Genomic DNA, 18,410 nt, shown 5'->3' with positions numbered 1-18,410 from the left:
GGTCATGGCCACCACCAGACCCCGGAAACGCAACGGTGACGAACGCCGCCGCGACCTGTGCGATGCGGCGATCCGGGTGCTGGCCGAGCACGGGTCGCGCGGGCTGACCCACGGGCAGGTCGACCGGGTCGCCGGCGTCCCGGAGGGCACGACGTCGTACTACTACCGGACCCGCGCGGCCCTGCTGCGCGGGGTTGGCAAGCGCGTCGCGGAGATCGACGTGGCCAACCTGCAGTCGGTGATCGACAAGCCGGTCGATCCACGCTCGCCCTTCGCACACCTGGCCCGGCTCACCATGATGCAGGCCAACGGATCCGGGCTGATGCTGAACAGGGCGCGCCACGAGCTACTGCTGGGCGCCGCCCGCGATCCCGGCCTGGCGGAAACGTCGCAGGTGTTCGTCGCCCGGATCAACGGCATGGCCCGCGACGCCATCGCCCACCTGCAACCGGACACCCGTGACCCCGCCCTGCTGGCCGCGCAGACCTCCGCCGTCACCACGTTCATCGCCGGTGTCTTCACCCGGCTGGCGGCCGGGGACCGAACCGTCGGGGACGCCCGGCAACTCGGTCGCCTGCTGGAAGCGGTGGCCACCGCGGTGGCGCTGCAGCAAGCGTAGCTTCGCGGCGAAAGCACTACGCGGTCTGTCCATTCCGCATACGGTTAATGCCGGTTCGCGCTCCCACAGGAGGATTGGATGGACATGAAGCGTTTTGCCGCCGCGGGTCTGCTGGCGTTGGCCGGCCTGCTCACGGTCGGTGTGGGCGTCAGCAACGCCGACACGATTCAGACCGAGGGCAACTACCCCACGCGGGAGGCGTGTCAGAACGCCGGCCCGGGCGTGAAGGCCACGACGCCGGGAAGCTGGAACAACTTCTGGTGCGTGCCGGACCGCAACGTCAACGGCAACTGGAAGCTGGTGCTCAGCAACTGATTCGAGCAACTGATTCGGTCGGGCGGTAGGTCGTCCGGGAGCGCCATTCATCGCGCTCGAAAAGGCGGTGCCCGAATTGCGTTCCGCGCTCGACGCACTTCTTCCACTGCCCGGGATCAGCGGCCCGGTCGGATACTCGGGCGGGGTGATCGTTCCATCGGAATCCGGCTGGCGGTAGTCGAACCGCGCATCGCGGCCGCCAATTTTTTCGCCGGTAGCTTCGTGCCCTCTTCTATGTTCGACGTGGCCCGTCAGCTCATGGTTCCGCTGCATGTCCTCGGCCCTCAGTTTGCCAAGGCGACGCGGCTCGATTGTTCACTCGGCACGATTGTCCACTCGGCACCTGAGTGAGGCCGAGCCATAGATCAACTGATCGGGGTCAGGACATCTCAAATCACTTGTGTCACTGTGGTTTCAGGAGTCTCTAGCCGACGATTTTTGTCGGTGGGCTCCGATAGTTTCGGGGTATGAGTTCGGACGGCATCATCGATCGGGACGCGATCACTGAGGCCTTCGACGCGCTCGATGACGCACTCGACGGCGTAGGGGATCTGAGTTTCGACGCGTTGACACCCCGAGAATGCCTGGCGCTCTTGGGGCGCTGCGAAAAGGTCCGCCGACGGCTGCCGGTCGCCGAGCATAAGCTGATCAATCACGTTGCCCGACAGGCCACCCCAGCGGAATTGGGCGGCAAGCTGTCCCACGCGATCGCCGAATCGACGTTGATCAGCCGCGCGGAGGCCTCGCGGCGCATCAAGGAAGCCGCCGACCTGGGACCGCGTCACGGGTTGACCGGCGAGCCCATCGCACCGGCGCTGGCCGGCACCGCGGCGGGGCAGCGCGAGGGCAATCTGGGCGCCGGGCAGGTGGCCGTGATCCGCCGCTTCTGGCATCAGCTGCCCGGCTGGATCGACCACGGCACCCGCGAGCAAGTCGAAGCCCGGCTGGCCATCGAGGGCACCCGATACCGTCCCGAACAGCTGGCCCGGCTGGCCGACACGCTGGCCGATTGCCTCAATCCTGACGGGACATACCGCGACGAGGACCGGGCCCGCCGTCGCGGTCTCACGCTTGGCAACCAGCAAGCCGACGGGATGTCGGAGCTGCGCGGCTGGCTGACGCCGGAGCTTCGCGCCACCTTGGAAGCCGTGCTGGCCAAGCTGGGCGCCCCCGGCATGTGCAACCCCGACGATCAGGTCCCCGTAGTCGACGGCGCGCCCACCCAGGACGCCATCGACCGCGACTCGCGATCGGCCGGCCAGCGCAATCATGACGCGCTCAACGCCGCGCTGCGCGCGGTGCTTGCCTCCGGCGAGCTGGGCTCGCACAACGGACTGCCGGCCTCCATCATCGTCAGCACCACCTTGGCAGAACTGGAAGCCGCGGCCGGCCGCGCATTGACCGGCGGCGGCACCATCCTCCCGATGAGCGACGTCATCCGCCTGGCCCGTCACGCCCGGCACTATCTGGCGATCTTCGACAAGGGCAAGGCCCTGGCGCTGTATCACACCAAGCGGCTCGCCTCACCCGGGCAGCGAATTGTGTTGTACGCCAAGGATCGCGGGTGTTCGGCCCCGGGCTGCACCGTGCCCGGCTACTACTGCGAGGTCCACCACGTCACCGACTACGCCAAGTGTCGCACCACCGACGTGGATGACCTGACCTTCGCCTGCGGACCGCAACACCGCCTGCTGCAGCCCGGCGGCTGGAGTACGCGGAAAAACGCCCGCGGCGACACCGAATGGATACCGCCGCCACACCTGGACCGCGGCCAGCCGCGCATCAATACCTTCCATCATCCCGAGAAGCTTCTTCGCGACGAAGACGACGGCGGAGACGACGATGAGGCGGCGTAGCAGCTAGAGCAGCCCCTAGAGCAGCGTCGTCTGCTCGGGCTGCGGCTCGGCCGGCTCGAGCAGTTGCGGCCCGTTGTTGCGGACGTTGTTGACCAACGTCGACACCTCGCGCATACGGATCGCGTGTACGTCGGGCGTGCGGGCCAGCAGGTCCTCGTCGATCGCGGCGTCCGGGTCGAGCCACCGGTCCCAGTCGCGTTCGGGCAGCACGAGCGGCATCCGATCGTGAATCTCGGCGAGCTCCCCCGGCGCATCGGTGGTGATGATCGTGCAGCTCAGCAGCGGCGAGGCGTCCTTAGCTGGTTTCCAGACCGACCACAGGCCCGCCATGAACAGCGGTTCCCCGTCTTCGGAGTACATGAAGAACGGCGTCTTGCGCGTCTTCTTGCCGGCCGCGTCGTCGGAGTTGACCCGCCATTCGTAGTAGCCGTCCATCGGGATCAGGCATCGCTTGGACTTGGCGCTGGTCCGGAAGGCGGGCGAGGTGGTGACCTTGTCCGCGCGGGCGTTGATCAGCATCGGCCCCTTGGTGTCGGGCGCGCCGTCGGAACCGGCCTTGGCCCACGGCGGCACCAGACCCCAGCGCATCAGCCGCACCCGCCGCGTCGGCTGGTCCTCGGGCTCGGAATGCCGACTGACGACGGTCGCGATGGTCGACGTCGGCGCCACGTTGTAGTTGGGGGCGTAGGTGGGGGTGTTCGAACCCGCGTCCGCGCCGGTGGTCTCGTCGATCGCTTTGATCTTCTCGGCCAGCAGGGCCGGATCGGTGGTCACCGCGAACCGTCCACACATAAGTCCATAGTGGCAGAGCCACCGAGTCCTAATCAGTGGCAGAGCCACAAAGTCCCATTGGTGGCAGAAACCGGCGACAGGCGATGATGGACCGGTGACGACATGGACGGCCCCCGTGGCATCTCAGCCGGTGCGCGCGACCGTGACCATTCCGGGTTCGAAGTCGCAGACCAACCGCGCCCTGGTGCTGGCGGCGCTGGCGGCCGCCCAGGGCCAGGGCACCCCGAGCATCAGCGGGGCGCTGCGCAGCCGCGACACCGACCTGATGATCGGGGCGCTGCGCACCCTGGGCCTGCGCATCGACGACGACGGGGACGGTGACGGGACGGAGCTGACGGTCAGCGGCCACGTCGCCCCGGATTCGCCGGCCCAAGTCGATTGCGGCCTGGCGGGCACGGTGTTGCGGTTCGTTCCGCCGTTGGCGGCGCTGGCCGAGTCGACGGTCGAATTCGACGGCGACGAGCAGGCCCGGGCCCGGCCCATCGCTCCGCTGCTGGACGCCCTGCGCGGGCTCGGCGTGCGGATTGACGGCTCCGGCCTCCCGTTCCGGGTGCTGGGTACCGGATCGGTCACCGGCGGAACCGTGGACATCGACGCCTCGGCCTCGTCGCAGTTCGTGTCGGGGCTGCTGTTGTGCGCGGCGTCCTTCGCCGAGGGACTGACCGTGCAACACATCGGGGCAACGCTGCCGTCGGCGCCGCACATCGCCATGACGGTGGTGATGCTGCGCCAGGCCGGGGTCGACGTCGACGACTCGGTCGCCAACCGCTGGACGGTGCGGCCGGGGCCGGTCGCCGCGCGGCACTGGGCGGTCGAGCCGGACCTGACAAACGCCGTTCCCTTCCTGGCGGCGGCGGTGGTCACCGGCGGCGCGGTCCGCATCACCGGCTGGCCGTCGAGCAGCGTGCAGCCCGCGGACCACATCCTGAACGTATTGAGCAAGCTGAATGCCGATGTTACGCAAAGCGATTCATTCCTGGAGGCGCGCGGATCCGGGGACTACGCGGGATTCGATGTCGACCTGCGCGCGGTCGGCGAGCTGACGCCGTCGGTGGCCGCACTGGCGGCGCTGGCGGCGCCGGGTTCGGTGTCGCGCCTGTCCGGCATCGCGCATCTGCGGGGCCACGAGACCGATCGGCTGGCGGCGCTGAGCACCGAGATCAACCGCCTCGGCGGGGATTGCACCGAGACCCCCGACGGCCTGGAGATCACCGCGACGCCGCTGCGGCCCGGAGTCTGGCACGCGTATGCCGACCACCGCATGGCGATGGCGGGTGCGATCGTCGGGCTGCGAGTGACCGGCGTCGAGGTCGACGACATCGGCTCCACCGGCAAGACGCTGCCGGACTTCCCGCGGCTGTGGGCGCGCATGTTGGAGCCCGGGGAAGAGCAGCGCATGTGAAGCCCGGCGACTACGACGAATCCGACGTCAAGATCCGCTCCGGCCGGGGCTCGCGACCGCGGACCAAGACCCGCCCCGAGCACGCCGACGCGCAGGCCGCGATGGTGGTCAGTGTCGACCGCGGCCGCTGGGGGTGCGTGCTGGGCGGCGACGTCGATCGCCGGGTCACCGCCATGCGGGCCCGCGAACTGGGCCGCACCCCGATCGTGGTCGGCGACGACGTCGACGTGGTGGGCGATCTGTCCGGGCGGCCGGATACGTTGGCCCGGATCGTGCGTCGCGGCGAGCGCCGAACGGTGTTGCGGCGCACCGCCGATGACACCGATCCGACCGAACGGGTGGTGGTCGCCAACGCCGACCAACTGCTGATCGTGGTGGCGCTGGCCGACCCGCCGCCCCGGACCGGACTGGTGGACCGGACGCTGATCGCCGCCTACGCCGGCGGGCTCACGCCGATCCTGTGCCTGACCAAGACCGATCTCGCCCCGCCCGAGCCGTTCGCGGAGCAGTTCGTCGACCTGGACCTGACGGTGGTCGCCGCCGGCCGCGACGATCCCCTGCTCGCCGTGGCGGATCTGCTCGCGGGCAAGATCACCGTGCTGCTCGGGCATTCCGGCGTCGGGAAGTCCACGTTGGTCAACCGCCTGGTACCCGACGCGGACCGCGCCGTGGGCGACGTGACCGACATCGGCAGGGGGCGGCACACCTCGACGCAATCGGTGGCGCTGCCGTTGACCGAGCCGCTGGGCACCACCGGCTGGGTGATCGACACCCCGGGCATCCGGTCGTTCGGGCTCGCGCACATCCGGCCCGACGACGTCATGATGGCGTTCTCGGACCTGGCCGAGGCCATCGCGGATTGCCCGCGCGGCTGCGGGCACATGGGCCCGCCGGCCGACCCGGAGTGCGCGCTGGACACGCTGACCGGTACCGCCGTGCGCCGGGTCGCCGCGGCGCGACGGTTGCTGGGCGCGCTCAACCAGACTTCTTAGCCAACCGCATGCCCAGCTCGTCCGGCGGCACCAGATGTCCTTCGGTGCAACGGATTTCGACGCTCGCCTCCGCGCCGCAGCCCAGGTGGGTCAGCCGCAGCCGGTTGCGGCCCGGCAGGTGGTGGCGTCCCCACTCGAACAGCGCCCACACCACCGGCATGAAATCGATGCCGGCCTGGGTGAGCACGTACTCGTCGCGGCTGCGCTGCCCGGGCTCCCGATAAGGCTGGCGCCGTAGCAGTCCCAGCTCGACCAGCTCGCTCAGTCGCGCCGACGTGGCGGCCTTGGTGATGCCCACCCGGCGGGCGAAGTCGTCGAATCGGGTGGTGCCGTAATACGCCTCGCGCATGATCAGCATCGCGGATTTGGTACCGACCACCGCCATCGTCTTCTCGATCGCACACTCGCCCACCGCCGACCACGCGTCGCGGTCGGCCAGCGGTCCTTGCAGCAGTGTCATCTAAATCACCTCCGCACCTGGGTTGCTTTAAGCATACCGAGGTGTTTACCTAGGTACAGCGATGTATACCTAGACGCATGGGACTCGAGGAGGAGTCATGAATCAGTTGCGCGACGCCGTCATCGTCGGAGCCGTCCGCACCCCCATCGGCAAGGGCAAGGCCGGCGGCGCGCTGCACGACGTGTTGCCCGCCGATCTGCTGGCACACAGCCTGCGCGAGCTGGTGGCGCGCACCGGCGTGGATCCGGCGCAGGTCGACGATGTCATCGCCGGGGCCGTCACCCAGGTCGGCGACCAGGCGGCCAACATCGCCCGTAATGCCCTGCTGGGCGCGGGCTTCCCGGAGTCCGTTCCCGGAGTCACGATCGACCGTCAATGCGGCAGCAGCCAGCAGGCCATCAGCTTCGCCGCCCAGGGTGTGATCGCCGGCGCCTACGACCTGGTGATCGCCGGCGGCGTGGAGTCCATGAGCCGCGTGCCGATGGGCACCCAGGTGTCACCTGGCAGCAACCCCATGGGCGAGGACATGACACGCCGCTACCCCGACGGCCTGGTGCCGCAGGGCATCAGCGCCGAACTCATCGCCGCGAAGTGGGACTTCTCGCGCACCCAGCTCGACGAGTTCTCGGCCGGCAGCCACGAGAAGGCCGCCCGCGCCACCAAGGAAGGCCTGTTCGACAACGAACTCATTGCGATCGCCGGGCTGGCCACAGACGAGATCATCCGCCCCGGCACCACGGTCGACACACTGGCCGGATTGCAGCCGGCGTTCTACAGCGAGGCGGCCAACGCCCGCTTCCCGCAGATCAATTGGGAGATCACGCCCGGCAACTCGTCACCGTTGTCCGACGGCAGCGCCGCGGTGCTGATCACCACCAGCGAGGTCGCCAGGAAGCTGGGTCTGCGCCCGCTGGCCCGCATCCACACCACCACCGTGGTGGGCTCCGACCCGCTCTACATGCTGACCGGCGTCATCCCGGCCACCGAGAAGGTGTTGCGGCGCGCGGGTTTGACGCTTGCCGACATCGACGTGTTCGAGGTGAACGAGGCGTTCGCGCCCGTCGTGCTCGCCTGGGCGCAGGACACCGGGGCGGATCTGGCCAAGACCAACGTCAACGGCGGGGCGATCGCGATCGGACATCCCTTGGGCGCCAGCGGCGCTCGCCTGATGACTACTCTGGTCAACGCCTTGGAGCAGCGTGGCGGCCGGTACGGCCTGCAGACGATGTGCGAGGGCGGCGGCATGGCCAACGCGACCATCATCGAGCGGCTGGGCTAGTCCGATGACCGAAATCGAATTCACCGGGGTCCGGGTGCGCTACGACAGCTCCAAGAGCTACGACGAACTGCGCGCCGCGTTGCTCGCCGACATCGGCGAGCAACCGGTGCCGATCAACGACATTGCGGCGACCCCCGGCGACTGGAAGTCATATCAAGAGTGCATCGAACCAATCGTGGGGCCAAGCGGATTCATGTTGTTCGGCGTCGTCGACCACGGGGCGTGGATCACGAAGGCCGGCATCGACCGTAAGGCGCTGCGGGTGATCCTCGGCAACCCGCTGATCGCGATCACGATGCTGCGCCACGACGTCAAGGCCGGATTGTTCGCCCCGGTCGAGCTGCTGATCGTCGACGAGGGCGCCGGCAGCAGCCTGACCTACGTCAAGCCGTCGTCGCTGATGGTCTTCGAGAAGAATCCCGAGTTGCTCAGCGCCGCACAGGGACTCGATGCGAAGCTGGCGGCGCTGGCCGAGAAGGTGACCGGCGGCCGCTGAATGCCGCCAAGACGCGGCCCACCATCACCGTGCGCCTGTAGCGGGTTCGCCTTCGACTTCGCGAAGGTATCGCTCGACGAGTCCGACTATCTCAGCGTGCCCTGCGGTGATGTCGAGTTGGTTTTCCATGAAAAGCACCGGCGGAATCACGGTCATCAGGAATGCCACCGCCATGGGCGGAACGCTCTTTTCATCGACGTCATACTTCTTCAACACCGCGGCGACCATCTCGGCTTGCTCGGCGCGGAACGTCTGCGCGTAGTGGCGTAGTTCGGCTGCGAGTTGCGGACGATGGTTCGCCAGGGCGAGGACCTCGATGGTCCACTTGCTGAAGGGGGCGTCCCGAATCATCCGCCAGAGTGCCCACAGCGGCTGAGGCGATTCGAGGGCTTCGGCATGTGCCGTGGACCCTTTTTCGGCTTGGCGTTGGAAAACCGCTCGAAGGAGGTCGTCCATGGTGCCGAAGTGGTAGTGGACGAGCTGTGAGCCGAGGCCGGCCTTCTCAGCGACGCGCCGGCCCGTGACGGCCGCCCAGCCTTCTTCGAACATCAGTTGCTCGGCTGCATCCAGTATCACGGTGCGCGTCTTCGCGTTCGGCGACGCGATCCGTTTTGGCGATGCCATTCATGCACTCGCATTCTTCGTAAGTACTGACAGGTCAGGTTATCGGGTTGACCGGCTCCCGGGTTCCATGTTAAGCATGTGCTTAAATTTAAGCAGGCGCTTAAAACTATGACCGCAGACCGGTTAGCGACGATTCCGCATGCCGGCCAGCCAGAGGAGCGACGAGATGTCCCGCAACACCACTGGTGAGATTCGTTTCGACCCTTACGACGTCGACCTCGTCGCCGACCCCTACCCCGCGTACCGGCGATTACGAGATGACATGCCGCTCTACTACAACGAGCAGTACGACTTCTTCGCGCTGAGCCGGTACACAGATGTCGAGAAGGCTCTCTTCGATAACAAGACGTTCAGTTCCGCACGCGGTGACATCTTGGAGTTCATCAAGGCGGACATGGAGATTCCGTCCGGGCTTATCGTCGCGGAGGACCCGCCCCGACACGACATCCACCGAAGGCTGTTGTCGCGGATGTTCACGCCGCGCAAGATCAGCGCGTTGGAGCCGCGGATTCGAGAGTTCTGCGTGCGCAGCCTCGACCCGCTCGTCGGTGCCAGCGGATTCGACTTCGTCACCGACTTCGGCGCGGAACTGCCGATGCGGGTGATCGGCATGCTGTTGGGCTTCCCCGACGAGGATCAACTGCGGTCTCGCGACCACGCGAACGCGATTCTGACCACCGACGCGGGTCAGCCCATGGCCAGCGCGGCCACCGGATTCGACGACGGTCAACTGTGGGCGGACTACATCGACTGGCGAGCCGACAATCCTTCCGACGACATCGTCACCGAACTGCTCAACGTGCAGTTCGAGGACGAGCACGGAGTCACTCGCCACTTGGAGCGCGCCGAGCTGCTCATGTACGTCAACATGGTCGCCCTCGCCGGCAACGAGACCACCGCACGGCTTATCGGATGGGCCGCGAAGGTGCTCGCCGAGCACCCTGACCAACGACGGGAACTCGCCGCCGATCCTGGTCTAATCCCTCAAGCGGTCGAGGAGTTATTGCGTTTCGAAGGACCCGCTCCCTTCGTCTCGCGTTACGTCACACGCGACGTCGAGTACTACGGCCAGCAGGTGCCGAGCGGCAACGTGATGACGCTCCTCATCAGTTCGGCTAACCGAGACGACCGCCAATTCGGTTCCGATGCCGAGAGTTTCAACATTCACCGCCAAAACCGGTCACACATCGCCTTCGCTGTCGGCGCGCATTTCTGCCTCGGTGCGGCCTTGGCGCGCCTGGAAGGGCGTGTCGCACTCGAAGAGATCCTGAAACGGTTTCCCGAGTGGGATGTCGACCTCTCGGCAGCGCGGATGTCGACCACATCGACCGTTCGAGGCTGGGAAACCATGCCCGCGCTCATCGGCAAGCGATCGTGACGCGCAGGAAAGGCCCCGTCGCGGGCAATCAAGTCGAATCGGCCTGGCCCGACCACCCGGACTATCGGATCGACATCACACCGTGTCAGCAAACTGGTCGGGTCTGGCATGACGACATACTCGTCGCTGAAAGCAACGGCTGTCTGGTAGTGGCCGAGACCGATCACGTCGACCGACTGTACTTCCCGGAGTCGGATGTCCGCTGGGACCTGTTCACGCCCTCGGACCGCACGACGGAATGCCCGTTCAAGGGCCGCGCCACATTTTGGAACCTCGCAGGTGCCCCCAACTCCGAAGGCGTCGCGTGGACGTATCGCGCCCCGCTTCCCGAGGTAGCGGGGATTGCGGGCTACGTGGCCTTCTATGACAAGCACTTTCGCATCGAAGTCGTCGAGCGGTGGCCTGACTGCCGGGGCGTGCCGGCCTCTTTTCCGGTATGGGGCGACGCTGCTGAGCTGTTGCGGGTCATCGATGTCGAGCCCGTCGGCGAGGGCCGGTTCGTCGGTCCCGCGCACGGACCCACCTGGCGCAACGTTGTTGAGGGTGGCCAACTTGTCGCCGAGTCCATCGTCGCGGTATCCAAGACGCTTGCACGTCAACGAGTTACCTCTGTATCGGCCATCTTCACGAAATCAGCTGCCTTCGATGCGCCCATGGATCTCGCCGTCGACGTGCTTCGGCGTGGCAGAACGTTTTCCACGACGCAAGTTCACGCCACTCAACATGGCGCGCTGTGCTGCGCGGCGATAGTGCTCGCCGACTCCGGCGTGCCCGACCTGATTCGCGATCAACCACCGATGCCCGACGTACCCGGACCCGACGCAGCGGAGGCCTTTACGGGGTTCGGAGTCACCGGACGCGAGATACGAATCGTCAACGGAGCCTACGATCCCGACCCGGACCGCATCGGACCGCCCAACATCGATGTCTGGGTCCGCTTCCGTGACGCGCCTGACGAGTCGTATTTGCACGCTGCCCTTCTTGCCCAATCCACCACACACTGGACCATTGCCGCGGGCCTGTCACCGCATCGCGGTTTCGGTGAAGCTCAGGCACACGACACGATGTCGACCGGAGTCATGATGAGCACCATCGCGTTTCACGACGACGTCGATGTCAGCGACTGGTTGCTGTACAGCAACGACGCCTTCTGGTCGGGGCGTGGACTGATCCAAGGCGACGGCCGGGTGTTCACCCTCGACGGTCGCCTCGCAGCGTCGTACACGGTGCAGGCCATGGCACGCGCCTTCGACCGCACCCCGGCAGCGATGGGCCGCGACGACCGCACCGCGATGTGAGGCAACGGACGCACTGGAGCGCGCAATGACGACTACGGACATCGTCTTCGATCCGTTCTCGGAGGACTTCTTCAACGGGGCCTACGAGACCTATCGGCGCATGCGCGATGAGCAGCCGGTCTACTTCAACGCCGACCTCGACTTCTATGCACTGACCCGCCATGCGGACGTCGCGCCTGCGTTCAAAGACGCTGCGACGTACTCGTCGGCCCGCGGAACGGACCTCGCCTCGATCCGCAACGGGCTACCCGTCGACACCGGCCCCCGAATGATCATCATGATGGACCCCCCCAGCCATCGCGACATGCGCAGCTTGCTCAACAAAGTCTTCACGCCCAGAGCAATCCAAGCCCGGAAGCACATGGTCACCGAGAAGATCGACAAGTATCTCAGCCGGGTCGACCCCGACGGATTCGACGCCGTCGGTGACTTTGCCGCGCCGTTTCCCGTCGAAGTCATCACCAGCATGCTCGGTGCGCCCGCGGAAGACGCACAGATGGTGCGGCACTGGGTCGACTTGTCTTTGACACGCGAGATCGGGCAACTCGAACTGACCGAGGAGGGCACGCAGGCGTCCGTCGACACCGCGATGTATTACTACGGGCTGATCGAGCAGCGCCGCGCCGAACCCCGAGATGATCTGCTAACCAAGCTGTGCGAAGCCGATTTGGTCCGTGATGACGGCGAGAAGACTCGACTCGATGACATCGAAATCGCCGCATTCGCAACGATGCTCGGCGGAGCGGGAGCCGAAACCGTGACCAAGCTCGTCGGCAGCGCGATCTACCTCTTCGCCAAACACCCACACCAATGGCAGAAGCTGCTCGACGATCGCAGCAGGATTCCCGCTGCGGTCGAAGAATTGCTGCGGTACGAGGCACCTGCGCAATACAACGTGCGCGTCGCCACGAAAGACGTTCATCTGCACGGGCATACGATTCCCGAAGGCGCCCCCGTGTTTCTGATTGGAGGGTCTGCCAACCGTGACCACCTGGCATGGACTGACGCCGACACTTTCGACATCGACCGAGACCGCACCGAGGCGCAGAATCTCGGGCTCGGATACGGCATCCACAGTTGCCTCGGCGCCGCCCTGGCTCGGATGGAAAGCGCCATCGCGCTGGACAGTTTGCTCGATTTCATGCCCCGATACGAAGTCGACTTCGACAGGTGCGAACGGGTTCACATGGCGAACGTCGTCGGCTGGAAGACGTTGCCGGTAAGGATCATCAAATAGATCCGTCGATCCTGGTGCGTGTTAGGGGAATCCGGTCGTCAGCTACGTGGCGAGTTGGCTGGAGTACCAGTGGCAGACGTCGTCACCCCGGCAGTAACGCCGGAACCACAGGTCGGCGAACCTCGGGAGCGGTTCTTTGGCGGGATCGTGCAGGGGCGTCTGGCTCATCAGCACGCGGGCGGTAGTGCTCAGCTTTTGCCTCCAGGGCACCGTGTGCAGCGCGGGCCTCGCCCGCTCGTCGCGCCTCGACCCGCGGTCACGGACCTTGCCGAGAAGGCCGCGCAACGGAGCGAAATCGCGTGCGTCCACGCCGCGTTCGGACAGTGGCACGTTGGCGTCGATGCTGTCGAACAGGCTGGTGGAGACCTGCATCAGGTGTTTGACGACGCGGGGCAGCACCCGCATGCGGTACAGCTTGTCGTCGACGACCGCGTTGTACACGACGAGCGCCGAGCTGCGGTGCTCGACCTCTTCGACGAAGTGCCACATCAGCAGCGATGCCACTCGTTCGTCGCCGGGGCGAAACAGCGTGGCCTCGTTGTCGAGCAACATTTTGAAGAACGGCGTGAAAGTTGCTTCCAGGTCCGCGATGTAGGCCAACCGGAAGTTCAGCGGCGTCGTGTCCGTGAGGTGGTCATAGGAGGCGACGGCCTCGTCGAGCGTCTCCTGCAGGCCGGGATGGCGCCGGATCAGCGCCCGCAGGTGCTGGCGGTGGGCGTTGGCGTGTTGGGCCTCCTGCCGCAAGAAGGCTTCCGCCTCGTCGGCGACCGCGGCATCGGTGATGTGCGGCATGGCCTCTCGCACCGCTGACACGAGCATCTTCTCGAAGCAGATCGCCATGATCGAGACCATGTTCATGTAGGTCGAGAAGGCGAGGTTGTCCGCGTTCCACACGAACGGCACGTCGCCGTCGAGATCGAAACGGATGCGCCGAATCTCGAGGCCGGTCATGGCGTTACCTCGTGCCGGACCGGTTGCTTCCGACGGGCCAGCGCCGAGGGACGGCCGGAGCGGATGGTCACCGACATCGTCAGCACGGCGGCGAGCAGGAAGCACACCATCGCGTAAATCAGGTTGCCGGTGGGCGTTCCATCGGACGTGACGCCGTGCGAGGCGTTCCGGTAGGCGGGCATGGCCGACAACCACAGCGCCCCGAGCACGATCAGGAACGCGGACCCGAAGATTGCGACGAACGGATTGCGCGCGCTCGGCGTGAACGCGGAGTTGCGCCACTGCCGCAACAGGATTGGGATCGCCACCACGGCGAACGCAGCGAGAATGGCGAAGTACAGCGTCCGTCGCAGTGCGCTGTCCGGATGCCCGCCACCGGCCAGCAGAATCGGGAGATTGGCGACGACCAGGCCGACGGGCACCAGCACGGCCACGCCGAAGGTGCGGCCGATCAAGGTGATTCGGCTCAACCGCCGGCCGCGCTCGATCGGCCGGGTCACCAGCAGCTGCGCGAACAACGCGACGCAGGCCGGCCCGACGGTGGCGAAAAGCAGGACGCTGCTCATCGGCACCGAGGCCAGCATCGGATGGTTAATCGCGTTGTCGGTGTTCCACGCCCACCAGCGCAGTTGCGGACCCAACTGGTCGAAGATCTCGTAGAAGCAGTTGTGCACGAACCCCACACATACCGCGCCGACGACCGCGCCCCAGTCCCGGAACACGCCCAGGCTGCGCACCACTTCGTAGGCCACCGTCATCATCGCGGGGTACAGCGCGACGATGTAGATCGGCAGCCGGTCATACATGAACTGGACCGTGAAGACGTTGTGCGCGAAGACCGCTCCGATGGAGTCGTCGACGCCGAAGACCGTGGGAAAGTACAGGGGCGGCTCGACGATGAGCAGGTAGATGACCGTGGCAAACCAGATCACGATGTTGGCGGGGTCCCTGTCGCGGCGCAGCCGGCGGATCGCCCACCAGAGCGCCAGCGCCGCACCCGCAACGACCAGCAGTTCGAGCACCGGCAACGTCCAATTCACCAAGTGCAAGGGGTTCCGCAGTGTCATCCATGGCGACGTGTGCTCGCAGCTGAACCCCAGACGGTTGGCGAGGCGTTCGATGTCGTCGCTACATTGACCGCTCATCCGTGGGCGTCCTCAGGGTTGTGGCGTGCGTACGCGGATACGTGCTTACCGAAAGGCTGACGATACATGTCTAGCAAGAGTGTGTCGCCAATGTCCAGCCTCGATTACATTTGCAGCCATGCGGACCCACGGATGGCAGGGAAAACCGCCGAGTAGCGACGAGGACGCCGTCGCGCGGATCGTGGCGGCGGCGGACCGCTGCGTGCGACGCCGCGGCGGGCAGACCACCATCGCCGACGTCGCGGTCGAACTCGGCGTCAGCAGGAAGACGGTGTACCGGTACTTCCCCAGCACCACGGTGTTGCTGCGGGCGGCGGCCACTGAAGGCACGCGAAAGTTCTTGGAAACCATGGCCGAACGCTTGAGCGGGATCGACGATGTCGCCGAGGCCGTCGTCGAGGGGGTCGTCCTGACGGTCACCGCGGTGCCCGACGAGCCCTACCTGCAGCTCCTTCTGGACGAGCCGTCGCACGCGCTGCTGCGCAGCGTCACCTCGGAGACGGCGCGCCGCATCGGGCAGTCGGTTCTCGTCGAGAACACGTCGATCGACTGGGAGCGAACGCCGATGGCGTCGCAGACCTTGGACGAGCTGGTCGAATGGGCGCTGCGCGCCGTGCACTCGTTCATGGCCAACCCCAGCGATCCCCCACGGGACGAGGACGAACTCCGCGGCTACCTGCGGCGCTGGCTGGCCCCGGCGATCAGGGACTGGGCGCAACACTCGGCGGCCGGGGCCCTCGGCTGACGTCAACGCTTCGCTGACGCCCGTCATTGACGACCGTCAGTCATCAAGCGTACGGTGCCTCCATGAAGTCACCCCGCGCGCAGTCCGCGTCCGGGTCGCCGGCCGGGGGTGTCCGCGAAATGCGCCGGCTGGAAACCCGGGCGCGCTTGCTCGACGCGGCACTGGCCGAGATCTCCTGCCGCGGGCTGGCCGGCGCGGATGTCAGCGCGATCGTCGCGGACGCGGGTGTGGCCCGCGGGACGTTCTATTTCCACTTCCCGACCAAGGAGCACGTTCTCCTCGAAGTGGAGCGCGCCGAGGAGACCAGGATCATCAGTGAATTCGGCGACGCCACGGGCGATCTCGAGTCGGTCCTCTCGCAATTGGTGCATCATGTGCTCAGCGCCGAACGCCGTCTGGGCGAAGCGGTTTTCCGGGACATGCTCGGATTGCATTTCTCCTCAACTCGTCCGATCGAAGACGAGTTCGCGCAGCACCCCCTCGGACTATTCGTGGTGGACATCATCGGTCGAGCCCAAGAAGCAGGGCAGGTCAACTCCGCCGTCGACGCGGCCGAACTCGCGACGTTCTTTCTCACCGGGCTTTTCGCGCTGCTCGCGACCGGGGCACACGATTCCGCGCTGTTACGCCGTTACGTGACAACGACCGTCAAGGGAATGGAGAAACGATGAATCGCACCAGTATCGAGGGCTACCGCGACTTCCTGGCAAGGCGTGACGGCGACGCCGATCTGCTCAACAGACGATTGGCCAATCGGGAGCGGTTCTTCACCGACCTCGAATCAAATCCCATCAGGTCAGCCCACCCCGCCGACCGAAGCACCTTCCTGCGCAACCTGCGCCGCCGGCGACCCGAACCCGGCCTCGACGGCAAGATGCTCTTCCTTCTGGCAACCGCCAAGCTGAATCAAGCGGAGCGGTTCGGCGTGGGGCTGGGTGAAACCTACGGACGCAACAGTGACGAAAGCGTGCCGCCCGAGCGCGTGTACGTCGAACTGGAAGAGCACTACCACACCCGGCTGCTGGCATACGCGCTCGACGTGTTCGATCTGACCTTCCAAGTCGTCCCGCCGCCCTTCGTGCTGCGCCAGTTCGTCAAAGCGAACGTGTTCCTGCCCGAACGGCTCGGCTTCATGTTCGTCGGGGCCGCAGAGATGGCGGGCTGCATCATGTTCGACGAATTACGCCGTGCCGGCAGAAGGCTTTTCGCCGACGAACCCCAGGTCGCCGAACGCATCGAACTGCTCTACAGAGAAATCCTCACCGATGAAGTCGGCCACGTCGGCTACTGCGCGTCGCGCTGCACGTCCGCCGAGCGGGCGATCATGCGCCGAATCTATCCGTTCATCGGCAGGCTCTTGGCCCGTCAGACCGCGGAAATAAGCCTGCTGATCGATCCCAAGGAGTTGCACGCACGGCTCGACCGCCCCTTCGACGTCGAGGAACTCACCGCCGACTTGGGCAACGAAACCTATCTCGTCACACACCCCTGACGGTGGCGAAGGACCCCCTCATTCGATGCGTTCAACCCACTGCGCCCGGGACGGCCCAGGCTCGAAAGGATCGGCGAAGTACTGCGTCTCGCGGACCACTTCCCCGCCCTCGAATTCCATGACGCTGACCGTGTAAAACGGCTGTCCGTCATAGGTCAGGACGAGTTCGCTGATCCAGAGGTCACCGCCACCCAGCATGCGTCGGACGTTGAAGCGTTTGGCATTCGGCTGAGCGGCGCGTGACGCCTGGATGTTGGCGCGGCCCCGGATTCGCTCGCCCGATTGCGGATACTCGAGAACAGCGTCGACGCGATATATTTCGTGTTCCGTCGCAAAGTCGTTGGTGTCGGAAGCCGCCCAGTGGCGCAGCAGAGCGTTGCGTACATCGTCATCATTCATGGCCGTCCCCTCGCGAGTGGATGTCATTGATGTTCCGCCATCAGACGCCTGCGCGCAGCCCTTGCGACCTTTACCAGGGCGCATCGCGGGGGTATCGTTCGCGCGTGCAGCCAGGTGTGGTGAGCACGGTCGGAGGTGATGCCCGTGGGTCGTGTCGCGGTGATCACCGGAGCCAGCCGCGGAATCGGTGCGGCAACCGCAATGGTCCTGGCGGAGCAGGGATTTCGGGTCGTCGTCAACTACCGGTCCAGCGCCGAGGAGGCGGACGAGGTGGTCGCGGCCGCCACCGCCGCCGGTGGTGAGGCGATCGCGATCCGGGCCGATGTCACCGCACCCGACGATGTCGCAGCAATGGTCGACGAAACCAATGAAAAGTGGGGCGCGGTAGACGTACTGGTGCACAACGCATTGATTCCATACGATGTCACCTCGTTCGCCGACCTGAGCTGGGAGCAGCTCGGCGGCAAACTGGACCGAGAACTGCATGCAGCCTTCCTGGTGACCAAAGCCGTTGTCCCCGACATGATTTCGCGAAGCTATGGCCGGCTGGTCTATCTCACCACGGTACTGTCCCGCCGGCCCCGGCAGGGCATGATCACGGTGGGCACCGCCAAGGCGGCGATGGACCAGTTCGTCCGGTACGTCGCCCTCGAGCTGGCTCCGCACCAGATCACCGCCAACCTCGTGTCGCCAGCCACGGTCGCCGATCCCACGGCGAACGCATTGTTGACACCCGAGGAAGTGCATCAGCTCGCGGCGACAAACCCCATGGGACGGCTGGTGAGCCCCGAGGAGGTGGCCAAGACGGTGGCGTTCCTGGCCGGCGACGATTCCGGTTTCATCACCGGTCACTGCCTGGAGGTCAACGGCGGCCTCGCCATGGATTGACATCCGGCTACGGCCACTGGGCCTACCGGTTCGTCGGGAAAG

The 18,410-nt window shown here is 66.1% G+C and carries 20 protein-coding genes and 1 pseudogene; 15 read left to right on the top strand and 6 right to left on the bottom strand.

Annotated elements, in window-relative coordinates:
* Positions 1–4: 4 nt before the first annotated feature.
* From A5688_RS08310 to A5688_RS08300, 4 genes and pseudogenes are all read left to right on the top strand, one after another.
* Entirely contained in the window at positions 5–619 is a 615-nt protein-coding gene (locus A5688_RS08310; RefSeq protein ID WP_067907655.1) for a TetR/AcrR family transcriptional regulator, read from the top strand.
* Between the two features lie 78 nt (positions 620–697).
* On the top strand, positions 698–934 hold the full coding sequence (locus A5688_RS08305; RefSeq protein ID WP_067833101.1) for a hypothetical protein: 237 nt from the start codon (positions 698–700) through the stop codon (positions 932–934).
* 55 nt (positions 935–989) lie between these two features.
* Positions 990–1,213 (top strand): annotated as a pseudogene (locus A5688_RS28080) (alpha/beta hydrolase); the annotation flags it as partial.
* Between the two features lie 188 nt (positions 1,214–1,401).
* On the top strand, positions 1,402–2,790 hold the full coding sequence (locus A5688_RS08300; protein WP_067833098.1) for an HNH endonuclease signature motif containing protein: 1,389 nt from the start codon (positions 1,402–1,404) through the stop codon (positions 2,788–2,790).
* Between the two features lie 15 nt (positions 2,791–2,805).
* Here the strand turns inward: A5688_RS08300 and A5688_RS08295 are convergent, their stop codons facing one another.
* A complete protein-coding gene (locus A5688_RS08295; RefSeq protein WP_067833095.1) occupies positions 2,806–3,582 on the bottom strand; it encodes an SOS response-associated peptidase in 777 nt (258 codons plus the stop codon).
* A 94-nt stretch (positions 3,583–3,676) separates the two neighbouring features.
* Between A5688_RS08295 and aroA the strand changes: the two genes are divergently transcribed.
* A complete protein-coding gene (aroA, locus tag A5688_RS08290; RefSeq protein WP_067833092.1) occupies positions 3,677–4,984 on the top strand; it encodes a 3-phosphoshikimate 1-carboxyvinyltransferase in 1,308 nt (435 codons plus the stop codon).
* The gene (gene rsgA, locus A5688_RS08285; protein ID WP_067907649.1) at positions 4,981–5,976 is read left to right on the top strand and encodes a ribosome small subunit-dependent GTPase A; all 996 of its coding nucleotides are present in this window, start codon (positions 4,981–4,983) and stop codon (positions 5,974–5,976) included. The genes aroA and rsgA overlap by 4 nt, the downstream gene beginning before the upstream one ends.
* On the opposite strand, the gene A5688_RS08280 is transcribed toward rsgA, so the two are convergent.
* Entirely contained in the window at positions 5,960–6,436 is a 477-nt protein-coding gene (locus tag A5688_RS08280) for a winged helix-turn-helix transcriptional regulator (protein ID WP_067907647.1), read from the bottom strand. The two genes, rsgA and A5688_RS08280, sit on opposite strands and share 17 nt — an antisense overlap.
* 97 nt (positions 6,437–6,533) lie before the next feature.
* Between A5688_RS08280 and A5688_RS08275 the strand changes: the two genes are divergently transcribed.
* Entirely contained in the window at positions 6,534–7,715 is a 1,182-nt protein-coding gene (locus A5688_RS08275; protein WP_067907642.1) for a thiolase family protein, read from the top strand.
* 4 nt (positions 7,716–7,719) lie between these two features.
* Positions 7,720–8,211 (top strand): DUF302 domain-containing protein, encoded by a 492-nt coding sequence (locus A5688_RS08270; protein ID WP_067907636.1) that lies wholly within the window; start codon positions 7,720–7,722, stop codon positions 8,209–8,211.
* Between the two features lie 24 nt (positions 8,212–8,235).
* On the opposite strand, the gene A5688_RS08265 is transcribed toward A5688_RS08270, so the two are convergent.
* Complete coding sequence (locus A5688_RS08265) at positions 8,236–8,835, bottom strand: TetR/AcrR family transcriptional regulator (RefSeq protein WP_067907632.1); 600 nt, start codon at positions 8,833–8,835, stop codon at positions 8,236–8,238.
* Positions 8,836–9,001: 166 nt separating this feature from the next.
* Between A5688_RS08265 and A5688_RS08260 the strand changes: the two genes are divergently transcribed.
* The 3 genes from A5688_RS08260 to A5688_RS08250 are packed head-to-tail and all read left to right on the top strand — an operon-like array spanning position 9,002 to position 12,748.
* Complete coding sequence (locus A5688_RS08260; RefSeq protein WP_067907734.1) at positions 9,002–10,213, top strand: cytochrome P450; 1,212 nt, start codon at positions 9,002–9,004, stop codon at positions 10,211–10,213.
* Positions 10,210–11,511, top strand: a complete 1,302-nt coding sequence (locus A5688_RS08255; RefSeq protein ID WP_067907629.1) for a DUF427 domain-containing protein — start codon at positions 10,210–10,212, stop codon at positions 11,509–11,511. Before A5688_RS08260 ends, A5688_RS08255 begins: the two co-directional genes overlap by 4 nt.
* Positions 11,512–11,536: 25 nt before the next feature.
* Positions 11,537–12,748, top strand: a complete 1,212-nt coding sequence (locus tag A5688_RS08250; RefSeq protein WP_067907626.1) for a cytochrome P450 — start codon at positions 11,537–11,539, stop codon at positions 12,746–12,748.
* Between the two features lie 42 nt (positions 12,749–12,790).
* Here A5688_RS08250 and A5688_RS08245 read toward each other — a convergent pair whose 3' ends face one another.
* Complete coding sequence (locus A5688_RS08245) at positions 12,791–13,699, bottom strand: metal-dependent hydrolase (RefSeq protein ID WP_067907623.1); 909 nt, start codon at positions 13,697–13,699, stop codon at positions 12,791–12,793.
* Positions 13,696–14,844: a hypothetical protein gene (locus A5688_RS08240; protein ID WP_067907619.1), complete on the bottom strand. Its 1,149-nt coding sequence runs from the start codon at positions 14,842–14,844 to the stop codon at positions 13,696–13,698. The genes A5688_RS08245 and A5688_RS08240 overlap by 4 nt, the downstream gene beginning before the upstream one ends.
* A gap of 118 nt (positions 14,845–14,962) precedes the next feature.
* Here A5688_RS08240 and A5688_RS08235 point away from each other — a divergent pair, with 118 nt between their 5' ends.
* From A5688_RS08235 to A5688_RS08225, 3 genes are all read left to right on the top strand, one after another.
* A complete protein-coding gene (locus A5688_RS08235) occupies positions 14,963–15,589 on the top strand; it encodes a TetR/AcrR family transcriptional regulator (protein ID WP_067907616.1) in 627 nt (208 codons plus the stop codon).
* A 62-nt stretch (positions 15,590–15,651) separates the two neighbouring features.
* On the top strand, positions 15,652–16,260 hold the full coding sequence (locus A5688_RS08230) for a TetR/AcrR family transcriptional regulator (protein ID WP_067907612.1): 609 nt from the start codon (positions 15,652–15,654) through the stop codon (positions 16,258–16,260).
* A complete protein-coding gene (locus A5688_RS08225) occupies positions 16,257–17,081 on the top strand; it encodes a hypothetical protein (protein ID WP_067907609.1) in 825 nt (274 codons plus the stop codon). The genes A5688_RS08230 and A5688_RS08225 overlap by 4 nt, the downstream gene beginning before the upstream one ends.
* Before the next feature lie 18 nt (positions 17,082–17,099).
* Here A5688_RS08225 and A5688_RS08220 read toward each other — a convergent pair whose 3' ends face one another.
* Positions 17,100–17,480, bottom strand: coding sequence for a nuclear transport factor 2 family protein (locus A5688_RS08220; protein WP_067833063.1), 381 nt, complete (start codon positions 17,478–17,480; stop codon positions 17,100–17,102).
* Between the two features lie 144 nt (positions 17,481–17,624).
* Between A5688_RS08220 and A5688_RS08215 the strand changes: the two genes are divergently transcribed.
* Positions 17,625–18,368, top strand: a complete 744-nt coding sequence (locus A5688_RS08215; protein WP_207546624.1) for an SDR family NAD(P)-dependent oxidoreductase — start codon at positions 17,625–17,627, stop codon at positions 18,366–18,368.
* Positions 18,369–18,410: the final 42 nt, after the last annotated feature.

Origin of the sequence: Mycobacterium mantenii (assembly GCF_001667865.1) — a bacterium.
Lineage (GTDB): Bacteria > Actinomycetota > Actinomycetes > Mycobacteriales > Mycobacteriaceae > Mycobacterium > Mycobacterium mantenii_A.
This window is presented reverse-complemented; position numbering and strand designations above follow the sequence as displayed.

Bases quoted from the DNA above. Each gene is read 5' to 3' on its own strand.
- A5688_RS08225 (WP_067907609.1), top strand. From the start codon at position 16,257: ATGAATCGCACCAGTATCGAGGGCTACCGCGACTTCCTGGCAAGGCGT.
- A5688_RS08260 (WP_067907734.1), top strand. From the start codon at position 9,002: ATGTCCCGCAACACCACTGGTGAGATTCGTTTCGACCCTTACGACGTC.
- A5688_RS08310 (WP_067907655.1), top strand. From the start codon at position 5: ATGGCCACCACCAGACCCCGGAAACGCAACGGTGACGAACGCCGCCGC.
- A5688_RS08275 (WP_067907642.1), top strand. From the start codon at position 6,534: ATGAATCAGTTGCGCGACGCCGTCATCGTCGGAGCCGTCCGCACCCCC.
- A5688_RS08295 (WP_067833095.1), bottom strand. From the start codon at position 3,582: ATGTGTGGACGGTTCGCGGTGACCACCGATCCGGCCCTGCTGGCCGAG.
- A5688_RS08270 (WP_067907636.1), top strand. From the start codon at position 7,720: ATGACCGAAATCGAATTCACCGGGGTCCGGGTGCGCTACGACAGCTCC.
- A5688_RS08305 (WP_067833101.1), top strand. From the start codon at position 698: ATGGACATGAAGCGTTTTGCCGCCGCGGGTCTGCTGGCGTTGGCCGGC.
- A5688_RS08250 (WP_067907626.1), top strand. From the start codon at position 11,537: ATGACGACTACGGACATCGTCTTCGATCCGTTCTCGGAGGACTTCTTC.
- A5688_RS08265 (WP_067907632.1), bottom strand. From the start codon at position 8,835: ATGGCATCGCCAAAACGGATCGCGTCGCCGAACGCGAAGACGCGCACC.
- A5688_RS08220 (WP_067833063.1), bottom strand. From the start codon at position 17,480: ATGAATGATGACGATGTACGCAACGCTCTGCTGCGCCACTGGGCGGCT.
- A5688_RS08245 (WP_067907623.1), bottom strand. From the start codon at position 13,699: ATGACCGGCCTCGAGATTCGGCGCATCCGTTTCGATCTCGACGGCGAC.
- A5688_RS08280 (WP_067907647.1), bottom strand. From the start codon at position 6,436: ATGACACTGCTGCAAGGACCGCTGGCCGACCGCGACGCGTGGTCGGCG.
- A5688_RS08235 (WP_067907616.1), top strand. From the start codon at position 14,963: ATGCGGACCCACGGATGGCAGGGAAAACCGCCGAGTAGCGACGAGGAC.
- A5688_RS08230 (WP_067907612.1), top strand. From the start codon at position 15,652: ATGAAGTCACCCCGCGCGCAGTCCGCGTCCGGGTCGCCGGCCGGGGGT.
- A5688_RS08300 (WP_067833098.1), top strand. From the start codon at position 1,402: ATGAGTTCGGACGGCATCATCGATCGGGACGCGATCACTGAGGCCTTC.
- A5688_RS08240 (WP_067907619.1), bottom strand. From the start codon at position 14,844: ATGAGCGGTCAATGTAGCGACGACATCGAACGCCTCGCCAACCGTCTG.